This is a genomic window from Bacillus sp. JJ1533 (assembly GCF_036965045.1).
Taxonomy (GTDB): Bacteria; Bacillota; Bacilli; order Bacillales; family Bacillaceae_L; genus Ferdinandcohnia.
On the sequence record NZ_JBALOV010000001.1, the window covers coordinates 36,075 to 52,535 of the forward strand.

The 16,461-nt window shown below is 38.2% G+C and carries 12 protein-coding genes; 2 read left to right on the forward strand and 10 right to left on the reverse strand.

The window, feature by feature from the left end:
- Positions 1 to 58 precede the first annotated feature (58 nt).
- Positions 59 to 1,774, forward strand: coding sequence for a choice-of-anchor I family protein (locus tag V7138_RS00150; RefSeq protein WP_335393080.1), 1,716 nt, complete (start codon positions 59 to 61; stop codon positions 1,772 to 1,774).
- Between the two features lie 361 nt (positions 1,775 to 2,135).
- Here the strand turns inward: V7138_RS00150 and brnQ are convergent, their stop codons facing one another.
- From brnQ to V7138_RS00190, 8 genes are all read right to left on the reverse strand, one after another.
- Positions 2,136 to 3,443, reverse strand: coding sequence for a branched-chain amino acid transport system II carrier protein (brnQ, locus tag V7138_RS00155; protein WP_335393081.1), 1,308 nt, complete (start codon positions 3,441 to 3,443; stop codon positions 2,136 to 2,138).
- Between the two features lie 341 nt (positions 3,444 to 3,784).
- A complete protein-coding gene (locus V7138_RS00160; RefSeq protein ID WP_335393084.1) occupies positions 3,785 to 4,639 on the reverse strand; it encodes a glycerophosphodiester phosphodiesterase in 855 nt (284 codons plus the stop codon).
- A 130-nt stretch (positions 4,640 to 4,769) separates the two neighbouring features.
- Positions 4,770 to 6,137, reverse strand: coding sequence for an ABC transporter substrate-binding protein (locus V7138_RS00165; RefSeq protein WP_335393086.1), 1,368 nt, complete (start codon positions 6,135 to 6,137; stop codon positions 4,770 to 4,772).
- 200 nt (positions 6,138 to 6,337) lie between these two features.
- Positions 6,338 to 7,147: a carbohydrate ABC transporter permease gene (locus tag V7138_RS00170; protein ID WP_438824294.1), complete on the reverse strand. Its 810-nt coding sequence runs from the start codon at positions 7,145 to 7,147 to the stop codon at positions 6,338 to 6,340.
- Between the two features lie 2 nt (positions 7,148 to 7,149).
- Entirely contained in the window at positions 7,150 to 8,016 is an 867-nt protein-coding gene (locus tag V7138_RS00175; RefSeq protein ID WP_438824295.1) for a carbohydrate ABC transporter permease, read from the reverse strand.
- A gap of 74 nt (positions 8,017 to 8,090) precedes the next feature.
- Positions 8,091 to 9,212, reverse strand: coding sequence for an ABC transporter ATP-binding protein (locus tag V7138_RS00180; RefSeq protein WP_335393090.1), 1,122 nt, complete (start codon positions 9,210 to 9,212; stop codon positions 8,091 to 8,093).
- Positions 9,213 to 9,454: 242 nt separating this feature from the next.
- Positions 9,455 to 10,699, reverse strand: a complete 1,245-nt coding sequence (locus V7138_RS00185; RefSeq protein WP_335393093.1) for an MFS transporter — start codon at positions 10,697 to 10,699, stop codon at positions 9,455 to 9,457.
- Between the two features lie 399 nt (positions 10,700 to 11,098).
- Entirely contained in the window at positions 11,099 to 11,299 is a 201-nt protein-coding gene (locus tag V7138_RS00190; protein WP_335393094.1) for a hypothetical protein, read from the reverse strand.
- A gap of 524 nt (positions 11,300 to 11,823) precedes the next feature.
- Here V7138_RS00190 and V7138_RS00195 point away from each other — a divergent pair.
- Positions 11,824 to 13,758 (forward strand): endonuclease MutS2, encoded by a 1,935-nt coding sequence (locus tag V7138_RS00195; protein ID WP_335393095.1) that lies wholly within the window; start codon positions 11,824 to 11,826, stop codon positions 13,756 to 13,758.
- A 101-nt stretch (positions 13,759 to 13,859) separates the two neighbouring features.
- Here the strand turns inward: V7138_RS00195 and V7138_RS00200 are convergent, their stop codons facing one another.
- Both V7138_RS00200 and nhaC read right to left on the reverse strand, forming a co-directional pair.
- Positions 13,860 to 14,726 (reverse strand): MBL fold metallo-hydrolase, encoded by an 867-nt coding sequence (locus V7138_RS00200; RefSeq protein ID WP_335393097.1) that lies wholly within the window; start codon positions 14,724 to 14,726, stop codon positions 13,860 to 13,862.
- Positions 14,726 to 16,144 (reverse strand): Na+/H+ antiporter NhaC, encoded by a 1,419-nt coding sequence (nhaC, locus tag V7138_RS00205; protein WP_335393099.1) that lies wholly within the window; start codon positions 16,142 to 16,144, stop codon positions 14,726 to 14,728. Before nhaC ends, V7138_RS00200 begins: the two co-directional genes overlap by 1 nt.
- Positions 16,145 to 16,461 lie beyond the last annotated feature (317 nt).

The following is a 16,461-nucleotide window of genomic DNA, read 5'->3' on the forward strand; positions in this document are numbered from 1 at the left end:
TCTATATCTATCGTACCATTTTGTATTTGGATAGAAAATAAAAGGTGGAGGCAATAAAATGCAGAGTCATAAAAAGCTTAAAATGTTCAGCAAAGTACTTTTAGCTGGTTTTTTACTAGGTTCAGCAAGCTCAATTATTGGTAATCAGGCACATGCAAAAATGGAAATTCAAAATCAAGATGAGGTTAAAAAGATTGCAGGCTATAGCATAGGTTCAATCAATGAAGATGGCGGTGTTGCTGAAATAGTTAAGTATAATGCTGCTAACCAAAAGTTTTACGTGATTAATGGCCATGGACAGACAATTGATATTGTGAGTCTAAAAGGTTTAACCTCTACGGACACAGTGCAGAAACTACAAAAAGAAAAGTCTATTAATATTGCAGACGCTGTGAACTCCGATACTTTTACTTATGGAGACTTAACAAGCATTGATATAAATAACTCACAAGATTTAATTGTTGCAGCGGTACAAGATGCGGATTATACAAAAAACGGAAAAATTGTTGTCATGAATCCTAATGGTGAAATTCAAAAAACGTTTGATGCAGGTGTTCAACCTGACATGGTTAAAATTACAACTAATGGAAAGTACATTTTATCAGCGAACGAAGGGGAACCACGTAATGGTCTTCGAGGGGAGGACCCTGAGGGATCAGTTACAATAGTTGAAACCACATCTGGAAAAGCGACACACCTTACCTTCAATGATGCAAGTGTGATTGATGATGATGTACATATTCGCAACAATGGTACAAAAGCAGATGCTAGTAAAGATTTTGAACCTGAATACATTGCGGTCTCAAAAGATGGTAAAAAGGCATATGTAACTCTACAAGAGAATAATGCGATTGCTACAATTGATATTCAAAAAGCCAAAGTTTTATCTGTTAAATCTCTAGGTTATAAAGACCACTCCATCGCAGGTAATGAATTGGATGCAGCAAGAAATGGTGAGATAGAATTTGAAAGACTACCAATTTTGGGAGCTTATATGCCCGATGGGATTGCACATGTAACCATCCGTGGTGTCGATTATCTTGTTACTGCAAATGAAGGAGATGCGACAGAGTGGCCTGAGGATGACTCGGATTTTATTAATGTTGCAGATTTTAAAGATGAAAAAGATAAAATTACACTTGACACAAGTCTGTTTAAAGGAATGACAGCAGAGGAAGCACAAGCAACATTCGAAAGTATGAAAAATTCAACGGATTTTGATAAGCTTGAAGTGCTAACAGATCGTGGAAATGATGCCATTTATACGTTGGGAGGGCGCTCTTTCTCTATTTGGAAGGCTGATACAATGGAACTCGTTTACGATAGTGGAAGTGATTTCGAAACGATCACTTCAAGCCGTTTCCCAGATGTATTTAACTGGTCTAATGACGATGATGCATTTGAAAAGCGTAGTACAAAAAAGGGACCTGAGCCTGAAGATGTGAAAGTTGGGATGATTGGTAATCAAGTATATGCATTTGTAGGACTTGAAAGAATTGGTGGAGTAATGACATATAACATTACCGACCCTCAGAATCCACAGTTTGCAAACTATAATAATACTAGAGACTTTTCACAAGCGATAGCTGGTGATGTATCACCTGAAGGACTAGAATTTATCGCACATAATGAAAGTCCTACTGGAAATCCACTTGTTTTAGTAGGTAACGAAGTAAGCGGCACTGTTTCTGTTAATGAAATCCAAGTAAAGCACGGGAAGCTTGGCAAAACACACCCCGCAAAGAATGGCAATAACGAATACAAAGTTAAATAAGAACATATCTAATACAAAGCTTAATTTCTTAAGGGAGAGGTTAAGCTTTTGTATTTTAAAGAATCTGTACAACTTTCAAAAAAATGGTGGGACACGGTACCTGTCCCCGCGTCCCACCCCTTTATACTAATCCGTATCGCCCTATCCGGAAAATCCGTTATAATCGCTTCGACTTGTAAAATTAGTAATCTTTCAATATCAGTTGGTTCATTGACAGTCTAGACCCCTAATTGATTATAGAGACCATGAAAATTCTTGACATTATTAGTAGTCATAAAACATAAAACACACTTCGCTTATCTCTTTAGAAAGAGGGAAGTGTGTTTTATGTTCAGAAACCTTTATTTAACGAGAAAGCTACTTAATTAGCAACCGAATGCTCTTTTGCTTTCTCCTTTTCTTTAAATCTTCCAATCACTGCGCCGCCGACGAAACCAATTATTGCTGGAATTAACCATGCGAACCCATTACTGCTCAATGGAATCATCCCAATTATACGAGATAAAAATGGTATATTTACGGCTGATGTCAAAGCTTCAGTTACGCTAATAATCACTGTTAATAACACGGCACCTTGAAAGGAGGCAGTGTTTGGTAAGTGCCTGTGGAAGATCCCAACCAATATGACTACGATACAAATCGGGTAGATTGCCTCATAAAGCGGTGTTGCGATAAATACGATTCGATCTACACCTAATAATGCAATGGCAATGCCAAGGACGCAGACGATGGCCGCAGTTGTTTTATAACTCAGCTTTCCATTTGTTAAACTATCAAAAAATTGAGCAACAGCTGTAGTCAAGCCAATCGCAGTAGTCAAACACGCTAATGCTACCACGATCCCTAAACCGTAAAGCCCGCCATTACCTAATATCGATTCTACAATCCCTAATAATAGTTCGGCCCTATCTATGTTTTGAGGATACATCCCACTGCCTGAAGCCCCTAAATATAAAAGCCCCGAATAGATGATAACTAAAAAGGTAAGGGCGATGAGCCCAGCATAAGCGGTCATTTTATTTCTTTCCTTTTCAGACCGATATCCTTTGCCAACAATATGTGAAATAAACACACTTGCAACCATAAAACTTACTAATAAGTCTCCTGTTTGATATCCGCCGAGAAAGGCATTAACAAAACTACTTGAAATATCTGTGTCCACTGGTTGTCCAACCGGCTTTATGATTCCATTTATGATGATGGCAATTAAAATGACAACCAATGCAGGTGTTAAAAAAGCTCCCAATTTATCGATAACATTGTTCCTGTCATTTACAAAATAAAAAGTTAACGCAAAGAAAATGATGACAATAGGTGCTGCCGGAATCGATGGGAAAACTGCCTGAATACCTAATTCATGAGTAACAGCTCCTGTTCTTGGAATGGCGATAAAGCTTGAAAATAACATAATGCCTAGCAGTATCCATTGTGAAAATTTAGGATGTACTTTTTTAGTCAATTGATCTACGGTACCACCTGCATAACCGATAATATAAATCGCTACTATAGGGAAAATGACCCCTGAAATAATGAATCCGATGCTGCCGCTAAACCAATCTGCACCGGACTGTAACCCTAAAAATGGTGGAAAAATTAAATTCCCTGCACCAAAGAATGTTGCAAAAAGCGCAAGTCCAATTATAATGCTATCTCTTAGAGGTTTTTTCATATGGTAATCAGTCCTTCTCTCTTATGTACTATTTGTTTGAATTACTTTTAAAGATTTTTTTATTAGATAACCGTAGATGATTTCAAATTCCGATTTAATTATTCAATTATTACCCCTTTTCTGAAATATTTGGATAAACTTTGCTGCATCGGCTACCTCGTGCTGGTAACAGTACAGTTATTTAAAAATATTTTTTAAATATAACACATAATTCACAAAAATGGAAATTCTATCTTTTCATTTCACCGATAATATCCAACCAAACAAAAAGGAAAATGAACAAAATAAAAGACCCTGAATTCACCGCAATTCAAGGTCCCTATGTTTATAGTTTTTCAGCATTATACTAAGTTCAACTGTTCATTTCTTATCCGTATTGCCCTATCAGGAAAATCAGTGATAATCGCATCAACCTGCAATCTTAGTAAACTTTCAATTTCATTTGGCTCATTGACAGTCCAAACTCTTACTTTATTGTAAAGACCTTGCAAACTCTCATCATTGTCCTCAATTGCCTTCTTGTTGAGGTAATTGATTATTTCCATTGGAAGGTACATTGGAAATTGTTTGTTGAATTGTAGCAGTTGTTGGAATATTTCGTTCTTTGGTAAAAGAATCGTTTTGTTTAAATGTAAAGCCTCTAAATCTAAGGCTTGAATATAATCGTAAGGAAGGGAAATCACATCATTTAGCAACCAGGCTATTTTCGCATTGGAATCGAGCTGCTTCATTCGCAAAATTGATGGCAAATGGAACGAAGAATAAATGATACTCCTATTCTTTCCATATTGTTCAACGATTTTTAGAATCTTCTCCTCAATTCCTTCGTAAGGTATGGCATAGGTTTTTAGTTCGATATTAAGTTCGACAGCAGACGGAGCCAATAAAATGAGGACCTCTTCTAATGTTGGGACCTGTTCCTTATCCCAAGCATCTTCGTATTTGTCAAAGTGAGTAAACCGTTTCCCAGCGCTACATTTTTTGATTTCAGCTAAGGTCAAGTCTTTAATCCACCCTGTTCCATTTGTTGTTCGATCAAGGGTTTCATCATGAATCACAACAACTTCCCCATCCTTTGTCAAATGGACGTCTAATTCTAAACCGTCAACACCTTGATCAATAGCCTTTTTAAAACCAAGTAACGTATTTTCCGGATAAATCCCCTTTGCTCCGCGGTGCCCGTAAATTTTTGTCATCGAAAACCATCCCTTCCTTGCAATTTTAATTCAATAAACTGAAACGAAAAAAAGCGGGGTATCTAACTTTTCGTGGGATTTTATTGTAAAAATGGGCGGGACACGGTACTTGTTACCGTGTCCCTAACCATTACTTCGCTCTTGCTTTGTTTGCTTGTTCAATTGCCTTGTTGAATTGTTCCACTGACGTATTATAGGCCTCATCTACAGAGCCACCGTTGTAAACTGATTCAAGTGCTGTTTCCATTACTTTTCTTCCTTGTGGAAGCATATCCATTAACGCACCTTGTGTAGCAAATGATGATTTAGTTGCTTGTAATTGTTCAACTGTTACACGTAATTGTGGTTTTTCAGCATGCGCATCTATTACCGATTGTTCCTCGTATGCATCTGGATTGATGGCGAAGTAGCCTGTACCAACATGCCATTTAGCTTGAACTTCTGGAGTCTGTAAATATTTCATAAATTCCCATGCAGCATTTGTTTCTGCTTCTGGTTTTCCATCAATCATCCAAAGACTTGCTCCACCAATTACGACACCTTCACGTTCCTTATTTTCAGGGTGTGGAAGGAATGCAATCCCTACTTCAAATGGAGCATTATCGATAACATCTCTTGCACTTGCTGAAGATTGTAAGAACATAGCGACATCGCCCGCTAAGAATCCAGCAACCATGTTATCTCCATTTGTCCCATAATTCGCAAATGTCTTATCATCTACCATTCGCTTAACCCATTCAAAAATGGACTTTCCTTCTTCTTCTGTCCAGCCAATTTCAGTAGCCGTGTCTGAACGTCCATTGTCATTGTTTAGCAGTAATGCACCTTGGTTTGCTAATAATTGCTCCCACAACCAACCATATGCTTGTAAAGCGAAGCCTTTCATTTCCGGATTGGATTCAACGATTGCTTTACCAGCTGTTTCCACTTCTTCATATGTTGCTGGTGGTGTTTCTGGGTCTAAACCAGCTGCTGTAAATGCATCCTTGTTATAATACATAACTGGTGTAGACGAGTTAAACGGCATCGAATAAAACTTTCCATCTAATGAGTAGTAATTAATAATGTTTTCTTCTAAACCACTCATATCGTAACCATCAGCATCTACTAATTCCTGAATTGGTTTGATATTTCCACTATTAATCATGGACATCGTTCCGATTTCGAAGGTTTGAATCATTGTAGGTGCACTATCTGTCCCAGCAACAGCATTAAATTTGGTTAATGATTCATCATAGGTACCTTGATATTCAGCATTTACTTGAATCTCTTCTTGTGAATGATTGAAGTCTTCTACAATTCCATTCAATGCTTCTTGGCCCGCTCCACCCATGGAGTGCCAGAATGTAACAGTCTGTTTTTCACTTTTTTCTTCAGAATCTGAACCATTTCCTGAGCCAGTGTTTTGCTCACCTTCCCCAGCAGTGGATTCGCCTCCTGCACAAGCGGCTAGGAGTAAAACGAAACCTAAGGCAAGGGTCATCATGATTTTTTTCATCAAAATAGCTCCTTTTTTAGAGGTTGTTCAAACAGTCGGCTGAAAATGACACATCGAATTTCTGCGTTGGCTTGCTTCTCCGTTCCTCACGTATTAACTGCATACGCTCCGGTACTCAAAGCTGCGCCGCCTTGAAATTCTTGGTCCTTTTTACCCTCCTTTTTGAACACTCATTTTATTGATATTTTTCGAGGAATCTGTTATTTTACAGCTCCCTCTGTTAAACCTGTTTGTAGCTTCTTTTGTCCTAGGAAAAGCAATATTAATGTTGGGATGATCACGATAACGGCACCTGCCATGATGACGCCCCAATCATTCAATTGTTCCTGTGTTTGCAATTGCTTTAAGCCGATTTGTACTGTACGGACCGTATCATTGGTGGTCGCCAAAAGCGGCCATAGATACATATTCCACGATGTTAAAAATCCATAAATCCCTAGTGTAACTAAGCTCGTCTTAGTTACAGGCAAAACGACTGTTAAATAAAACTTAAAATCACCAATTCCAACAATCTGACTTGCTTCCCTTAATTCTTTAGGAATTTGTTTAAAATTCTGTCGTAATAAAAATGTTCCAAAGGTTGTTGCAAAAAATGGAATCGTTAGTCCAGCATAGCTATCAAGCCAGCCTAAATCACGGACAATATGAAAGTTTGGAATAATAGACGCCTCAAAAGGAACCATCATTGTAGCAATAAATAAATAGAACAAAACATCTCTTCCCTTAAACTCTAAAAATACAAAAGCATACGCCGCTAGACTGGATAATGCCAATTGTCCAAGCATGATCGCAATCGACACTACAAAACTATTAATCAAATACTGAATTAAAGGAAATCGTTCAAAAGCTGCAACATAATTATCTGCAGTTAGTGTAGTCGGTAAACTGGCCGTTAGAATATCTTGGTTCGTCATGAAGCTCATGACAATCGCCATTACCGCCGGTCCGGCAACTAAAATAGCCGATACGATCAATAATAGATAGAAGATTACTTTTCTTCCAAATGGCATCATCATTGATAGTGGACCCTCCTCTCACCCAGCTTAAATTGCAGTGCAGTCATTACTAAAATAAGAATGAATAACACGATTGCCTGGGCACTAGCAGAACCAAACTGGTAATTCACAAAGGCCTCACGATAAATAGAATATACGATTAAATTCGTTTCATTCGCTGGTCCACCTTGGGTTAAAATATCGATTTGGCCAAATGTTTGGAACGAATTGATAATCGATACCGTAATCACAAAAAATAAGGTCGGTGAAAGCATAGGAACCGTAATTCTTCTAAACTTATAAAAGTAACCTGAACCCTCAATTTCAGCACTCTCATATAAAGAGGTGTCTATAGACTGTAAACCACCTAACAAAATTAAGAATGTAAACCCGATATTCATCCAAATCGTAGTAATCGCAATTGCAATCATTGCCCTTTTCGGATCCGTAAGCCAGCCTATCGACTCTGCCCCAAAAACGTTAAGGATTTGGTTTAATAACCCCATTGTTGGGTTGAATAAGTACAGCCAAAATACGGATGCGGCTGCAACCGATACACCCATAGTTGAGGTGAAAATGGTTCTAAAAAAACCAATTCCCTTCAGTTTTTCATTGGAAATGACGGCTAGAAACAAGCTGATAACAACCGTAACAGGTACAGTATAGATTACAAACAAAAAGGTATTTTTAAAGCTTTTTAGAAAAATCGGATCTGAAAACATAAATAAATAGTTTTCCAAACCGACAAATACAGTTGTTGCTCCCTTTGCGTCTGTTAAAAAGAAACTTAAATACATAGTCTTAAACAAGGGGTAAAACACAAAAACGCTGAACAAAACAATCGATGGCAATAAAAATAAAATCCCTTTAAGCAAACTAGACATTCGTTTTTGCTTTTTTGCTTTCTCAATTTGAACAGTAAAGGATTCTTTATTTTCAATGATTGGACTGATCATACTCATATCGCTACAACCTCTTGTTTCTTCCCAAGGTCAGCAGATTTAAGTAATTTGCCCGTCTCTCCATCAAAGAATAATAAGTATTGAGGCTTAATTTGTACAGGAACATTTTGTCCAAAATGGATATTCCATTGTCCTGGCCATTTAGCCGTCCATAATTCAGAACCCACATCAAAAGCAATCGATGTTTCATTTCCTAGTTGTTCAATATTTACGGCTTCTAAATATGTAAGATGTTCTTCTTCTTCGAAACCCGAAAACAAATGCTCTGGTCGAATTCCAACAACTAAGTTCGAATTTCTTGGTACATCCTTAACTGTCATTGGATCTACTGATATATGTATTTGATTTTCTATAATCAACCTTGTACCATCTTCTGAAAATACAGCCTTCCCCAGATTCATTTTTGGTGAACCAATAAAAGATGCAACGAATAAATTTTCCGGTTCATTATATAAGGTAATCGGTTTACCTACTTGTTGGATTTTACCTTCATTTAGCACCATGATTCGGTCACCCATCGTCATTGCTTCGACTTGGTCATGAGTAACATAGATCATTGTGAGCCCCAGACGTTTTTGCAATCGACGAATTTGAACACGCATATTAGCACGAAGCTTTGCATCCAAATTGGATAGTGGCTCATCCATTAAACATAAAGGGGCGTGACTTACAACCGAGCGTCCAAGTGCGACCCGTTGTCGTTGACCTCCGGAAAGCTCCCTTGGCTTTCGCTTCAATAATCCGCTTAACCCCAACATTTCAGCTGCTTCTTTAAGCCTTTTTTGTTGTTCTTGTTTATTCACTTTCCTTGCTTTTAAACCAAACAAGATATTTTGCTCAACCGTTAAATGCGGGTATAATGCGTAATTTTGAAAGACCATCGATAGATCCCGATTTTTGGGTGGGAGATGGTTCACAACTTCATTATTAATCTTTAAGATTCCCCCTGAAATTTCTTCAAGTCCTGCTATCATACGAAGCAATGTACTCTTCCCTGAACCAGAAGGACCGACAAGTACGAAAAATTCACCTTCCTCAATTGAGACATTGATTCCATTTAATACATCTTTTTGCTTATCATATGACTTCGAGATGTCAGCCAACTCAACCCGACTCATGCCAAACCTCCTTTCAAATTACAAAACCATTTAACCACATTTAATGCTCAAAAAAAGCAGATTTACAGGATCTTGACAATCTTTAACACTAAATTGAACAATTAAAATTCACCTTCATAAACTAAACAAATTTTTCACAATAAATCAGACTGATGTACTATTTACTTCGGAAAGAGGGACAGATTCATTTCCATAAAAAAAGGACAAACCTTAGCTAGGTCTGTCCTAAATTTTTTATTCTATTATGATTCTGTCAAAGCTGGTCTCCCCGCTTCAAGTAAAACTTTATTTCGGCCAAGGAAAATGGCGAGAATAACAATAAATATTCCAGTTCCAATTAGCAGCCATTCAATTTTGATGTAATCTGCAATTGGACCGAAGATGAGCATTCCAAGAGGCATCATTGAGGTTGAAATCATCCCCATTACACCAAATACTCTTCCTAAATAATCTTCTTCTACTTTCTCCTGCAACAAAACGGTTGCTGGTGTATTAAATATTGGCATGGCAACTCCGAATAAAGCCATAAAGGCAAAGTAAACCCAAAAGTTCGGAACGATACCTAGCGCTAATGTGCAGGCACCCATTATGACACTAGCGAATCCCAATGTTTTTATTTTATTTTCGAAGCCACCCCAGGAAGCAATTATTCCTCCACCAACCATCATGCCAATCGAGAAGGCAATTTCAATTGCTGCCAAGCGCCATTCATCTCCGCCAAAACTGCGTGTAACCTGCAGGGGTGTCAAAAATGCTGCTGGTGCCATTAAGACAAAGAATACCGCAAAGAATAGGAAGAATGTCTTTAGAAATTGATGGTTATTCACATAGTGTAATCCTTGTTTAAAATCACTAAAATAGCTTGTTGTTTGTTTTTCTGCTGCCTTCTCATGCACGGAAATTTTCAAGAAGAAAAGCAGAGTGAAAATTGCAATTGCTGCCGTAATGACATCAATAAAGAAAATCATCTCAATCGAGGTGAATCCTAATAATGCCGCACTCACCATCGGTGATATGAACATGATAATGGCCTGAATACTTCCATTTGTTCCGTTCACCTTTGTCAATTTATCCTTAGGTACAATTTGCGGAAGTATTGCACCTACAGCTGGCATTTGAATACCCGTTCCAAAGGCACGAACCGCTGCCATCACAAATAACAGCCAGATCGCATCATAACCCATTAAAAAGAGTATAGCTAGGATTAAGGTTGAGATAGCGATAAGTCCATCTGCTAAAACAATCAAGATTTTTCGGTTATAGCGATCCGCCCAAACACCTGCAACTGGTGACAAAATAAAGGTTGGAATAAATCCGCAAATAATAAATAACGTCATCATCAAACCTGATTCAGTTGTTAAAGTGATGTGCCACATGATGGCGTACTGAACCAAAGAAGACCCAAATAGTGAAATCGTCTGGCTACTTAGAAAGAGAATGATATTCTTTAACCAATTCTCCTTACTATTGCTTTCAACTGTTTTCATGAACGAACAACTCATTTCTTTTCATATTTTTCAAATATGCTCTTCACCTGCATTCTTTCACTTCGCACCAATCTGATCATACATACTTTTTCAGACAACAAAAAAGAGGGAATCCTCGCCCCCTCTTTTAAATAACCGTCAAATATAGGTTTCCTTAAATTAGACAGACCCATCCCGCTGCTCTGAACGTAGGCAGAGCTTTCATACGTATTCAATTAACGGATGAAACTGGGAATCGTAATCTAATTGAAGCTGTCACAAGGAAAACCTCCATTTCTTCATAATCGATTTAATAATAACAAAAGTCAGCTTTAAATACAATTTCTATTTTAAGTATAACTCCATTAAAATAGACCCCCATACGGGAGTCTATTTCTACATTAAGTATAGGTTACACTTTTACTTTTCCTCTTGATCTACAGCCTCATCAGCACCCTCGCCCGCCTTATTGCCTAAGGCTCCACCAGCAACAGCGCCCGCAACTGTACCAAGTGGACCTAACACAGATCCCACCATTGCACCTGCAGTAGCACCTGCACCCGTTCCTAGTGCCTCACCTGCAGTGATATCATTATCACGATTTCGTTTTTGATCAGCCAATTCATACACCTCCTTGTTGGGAAATGCTTTTCATTTTCACACTTCCCTCAGACATTAGTTTGCTCAAGCAGGTAGTTATTTATCTCGTGTATAATTCCGTATTCCCCTAGTCTCGCCATCATCCATTTCATCTGCACTTGACTTCTGATAAAAACATAGGATATAAAGTAAGTAGAAGTAAAAAATTCCTTCACTAAAGGAGTATGAGTTTATGTTATTGGTGGTTCTTAACTAATCCATAATTGGATAGCTGGAAGAAGCAAAAACGTAGCAATCGCTATGTTTATTTCACTATGGCTTCTTTTAGAAAGTTAAGAACACGCATCATAGCTACGAATAGTAGATCTTGCTATGGCATGTTTGTCATGGTTTTTTTGTATTTAAAACCATTCTAGACAAATCAAGCCCCAGGTCTATCTTCTGCCGTCATGAGCGCTTTGTTCATGGCGGCTTTTTACTTCTATCCAGCCATGAACAAGTCCTCATGAAATGATTTTTTCACACATAAAAAGGAGGATTTACCATTGAACACTCAAACAATGGAAGCATTAGAGTTTTACCGTATTTTGAATGATATCTCACAATTCGCAAGAACAAACAGAGGAAAAGAAACACTTCTCTCGTTAAGACCAACACAAAATAAAAAGAAAATCGAGCATTCTTTACATGAAATTTCAGAAGCGATGAACATCCTTGCCATTAGCGGAAGTATACCTATACACTCTTTGGATCAAATTGGACATTACATTGCACAAGCCAAAAAAGGCATGGCTCTAAAAGTAGACCAATTCACACAAATTGTTTCATTCTTAGACCACTGCCAAAAAGTTAAGCAATTTATGAAAGATAAGGAATATGCAGGTCCAACGGTAAGCATGTACGCTTCATCAATCGGTGATGTATCAGAACTTGAAGCAGAAATCAGCCGTTGTTTACGAAATGGCCAAGTGGATGATTATGCATCAAGTGACCTGAACTATTTGCGAAGACAGCTAGCCACCGGACAAGAAAAATTAAAGGAGAAAGCACAGTCTTTAGTTAAAAGTAGAAGAATTGCTCCGTACCTGCAAGAAACAAACGTCACTGAACGGTCTGGTCGTTATGTGTTAGCCGTGAAAAAAGAATATAGAAAGAAGATTCAAGGTTCAGTATTAGATACTTCGGCATCTGGCTCCACCCTCTTTATCGAGCCTATTGAATTAAGCTCGCTGCAGGAGGATATTGAGCTTATTAAAATCGCTGAAGAAACAGAGGTAGAGCGAATTTTATATGAACTCACTCAGCTATTTCTTTCATATGAACAGGTTATCCATGTCGCCATTGAGACCATGCATCATTATGATGTTCTTTTTGCCAAAGCGAAGTACAGCCAAATGATTCAAGCAGAGATACCTGTGATCAATGAAGAGTTCAGAATAGATCTTAAAGAAGCACGTCATCCAATGCTTGGAAGCAATGCCGTCCCGCTTTCTATTCCGATTGGTGAAAAGGAGCGTGCTTTAGTGATAACTGGTCCGAACACTGGCGGAAAAACCGTTACATTAAAAACGGTGGGGCTGTTAACATTGATGGCCCAATCCGGCCTCCCTATTCCAGCCAAAAAGGGAAGTGAACTTGCGATCTTCCAACATATCTTTGTCGATATTGGAGATGGTCAAAGCATCGAGCAAAACTTAAGCACGTTTAGTTCCCGCATGGTCAATATTATCGAAATTTTACAAGCGACAAACGATACGTCACTTGTATTAATTGATGAACTCGGTTCAGGTACTGACCCAAGAGAAGGAATGGCCCTGGCCATCGTCATTTTAGAGCAGCTATATGAAAAAGGGGCTACTTTATTTGCGACTACCCATTATAGTGAAATGAAGAAATTTGCTGATGAAACGGAAGGGTTTTTGAATGGTTCCATGGAGTTTGATATCCATACATTACAACCAACCTATAGACTATTACTTGGAAAAAGCGGACAAAGCCAAGCTTTCGATATAGCCGCAAAGCTAGGAATGCACCCTTCACTGCTCGAACGCGCACATCAAAAAGCATATCTAGAGCATAAGGATTATCATCAAAACATAACTCAAGAAACGTTACAATTACCATCTTATCAAAAACAGGTTATTGTGAATAAATATGCTCGAAGTCATATAGGAAAAAAGAAACTAGAACAGCCTGTATCTAAGGTAACACTCTACAACCAAGGAGATAATGTCCTCCTCCTTGCAACAGGCGAAACCGGTATTGTTTACAAAGGACCAAACGATCATGGTGACTACATTGTACAAATCAAAGGAGAAAAAAGAACAATTAATTTTAAAAGAATGGAACTGAAAATTGCGGCTAAGGACCTCTACCCACCTGAATACGACTTTGACATCATATTCAAAAGCAAAGAATACCGCAAAATAAAAAAAGACATGAACCGCAAACATGTCGAAGGCAAATGGTTAGAGGAGTAAGGATCGCGAATGCTATCTGCCCCACCACCGTTATTATAAAAATCCAAAACGATAAAAAAAGATGTTCAAATGGGAATCCTTCCACTTGAACATCTTTTTTATCATAATCTGAATTCCATCTCTTCATCAGCAATATAGAAACCTTTTGCCTCGATTTCTTTTCTTAATGCTCCATCTTTTTGTAAGACCGGATTTGAATGGTTAAGATGCGTAAAATAAATCTTCGTTTCCCCTGTTAAATCTCCAAGGAGTTCAATTGTCTCCGTCATGAGCGGATGGGGGACTTGTCGATAATCACGGCCAATCTTCGCAAGATCCTGTGGAGAATGAAACGTACCGTCAAGAAAACAAATGTCCGCCGCCTTCGCTGCTTCACGAATATCAATATCCCATTCATCCCAACGATCAATATCTGGAATAAATAGAACCTTTTTATTCGGACCTTTGATCCAAAAAGCAAAAGTCTCAGAGAACTCATTTCGATGCGGAACGAGGATTGGGGTAACGGTTACTTCTGAAGAAATGCTCACCTGTTGTCGATCAAAGACTTCTTGAACCACGATGTTTTCAAGTGCAGTTAACTGACTCCATGGGGCATTATTTTCCAGTACCTCTTTCATTTTTGTTCCTGCCTTCACAGGTAATTGCCTGGAATTAATTGCTTCCTTCCCTAAATACATCAAACCAGGATAATGACCGATATGAGCATGTGATAAAAAAATAGTGTTCATTAGCTTTGATTCCATTCCATATCTCATCTGTAATCGCGCCATCTGTTCCCGCAAATCAGGGGTGGCATCAATTAAATGCCATTTCTGTTCTTCAGGTAAGATAATCGCCAATGATGCGGCTGTTCTTTTATACTTTGGATCTTCTAATGCCCTTTTACAATTGTCACAAAAGCAATTCGCCTGTGGCAAACCTCCATCTTGTGCAGTACCAACCACACTTAAAATCACTTCGCTCACTATACAACTTCCCTTTCTACATGTGCCAATTCTTTTTCTTTGCTGTAATCCTTCCTAGCAATTGTCCACCCAGTGTAACCAAATAGCAGGTTTACTAATGGTACAAGATAAATAAAGAACGCAAACGGGATAAATTCCCATGCACTTACCCCTAAAATACTTGTCGCAAATACTGCAGGAACACTCCATGGTACAAGATTAATTCCGACCGTCCCCATTGCCTCAACTGTTCTTGAAAGATTTTTCGTATCAATATTCATGTCTTTATACTTTTGAACGAAGGTTCTTGCAGGAAGAATGATCGCCAAAAATTGAGCACCACTTGCTAATGCAACAATAAATGTAGATAAAAGAGTAGAACCAATAAGGGATCCAGTTGTTTTTACTTTCTTCATCATTTTACCTGTTAATACTTCAAATGTTCCCGTTTCTTCCAAAATGCCACCGAGAGCTGTCGCAATCATAAGCATTCCAACGGTTCCAAGCATCGAAGTGAGTCCACCGCGATTTAACAGTGAATCAATTTCACCTACTCCGGTTTCAAGATTAAAACCACTCGTCATAAATTGAACAATTGAGCTTACAGATGTTCCTTGAACCAAAACAGCAATAACCGCACCTAATAAGCCAACACCCATTAATGCAGGCAACGCTGGAGTACGCTTAAGCATTAAAAAGATTGTAAATATCGGTAGCAACAGTAATAAAGGATGAATGACAAAAGCATCATCCAAACCTGATAAAATGGTTTCAATCGTCCCGGAACTTATGCTAGTGCTAGATTCCTCAAAACTGCCGAATACCCAAAATAATACAAGAGATAGTAAAAATGCTGGAATCGTGTCCCAAAGCATGTGCTTGATATGACTAAATAAATCGGTATCTACCAATGCAGCTGCGATATTAGTTGTATCTGATAAGGGAGATAGCTTGTCTCCTAAATACGCACCAGATATGACTGCCCCTGCAACTAAAGCTGGAGAAAACCCTAAGCCTTCCCCAATTACCATGAATGCTAGTCCAACAGTTGCGATAGATGTAAAGGATGTTCCTAACGTAATTGAAACAATTCCCGTTACGAGGGCCACGATTGGAACAAACCATGACGGATCTATTATCGATATACCGTAATAAATCATGGTTGGAATCACACCACTCGCAATCCATGACCCGATTATTGTCCCGATTACCAATAAAATAAACACAGCCGGTAAAGCCCTTGTTACCCCGTTTACCATCATTTGTTGTATATCATTCCATTTCCATCCACAGCTAATCGCAATGATGGAAGCCAAAATTACTCCAATCAATAATGGAAAGTTCATCCCTGCGTTCCAGATAAAGATCGAACACGCTGCAGCTAATATTAAACCTAATAATGGAATGATTGCTTTCCAAATTGTAAGATTTGTCTTCATCTTATTCCCCACCAGTCAAGAAAATTGAACTTTATGATTCTATTAGTTTATAAAAAATACTTTATCACTTTAAAGCTTTTATGCTTTTAAGTGAATTATCATGGAATAATAATAATTTAAAATGTTTCATTAGTCAAATCGAACAGTGGAACAGGTTCATTGTCTCGTTTTCCACAAATAACGGGACTCGATACTTTCCCACTTTCCAACCTCTCCTCAAGCACTTTTCACTGATTTTTTCATATTTTCTCATCAATCTCTCATGGTCTTCTAATTTTTGTTTAGTAAATTACAAAGTATCAAAGTTTTCTAGGAGG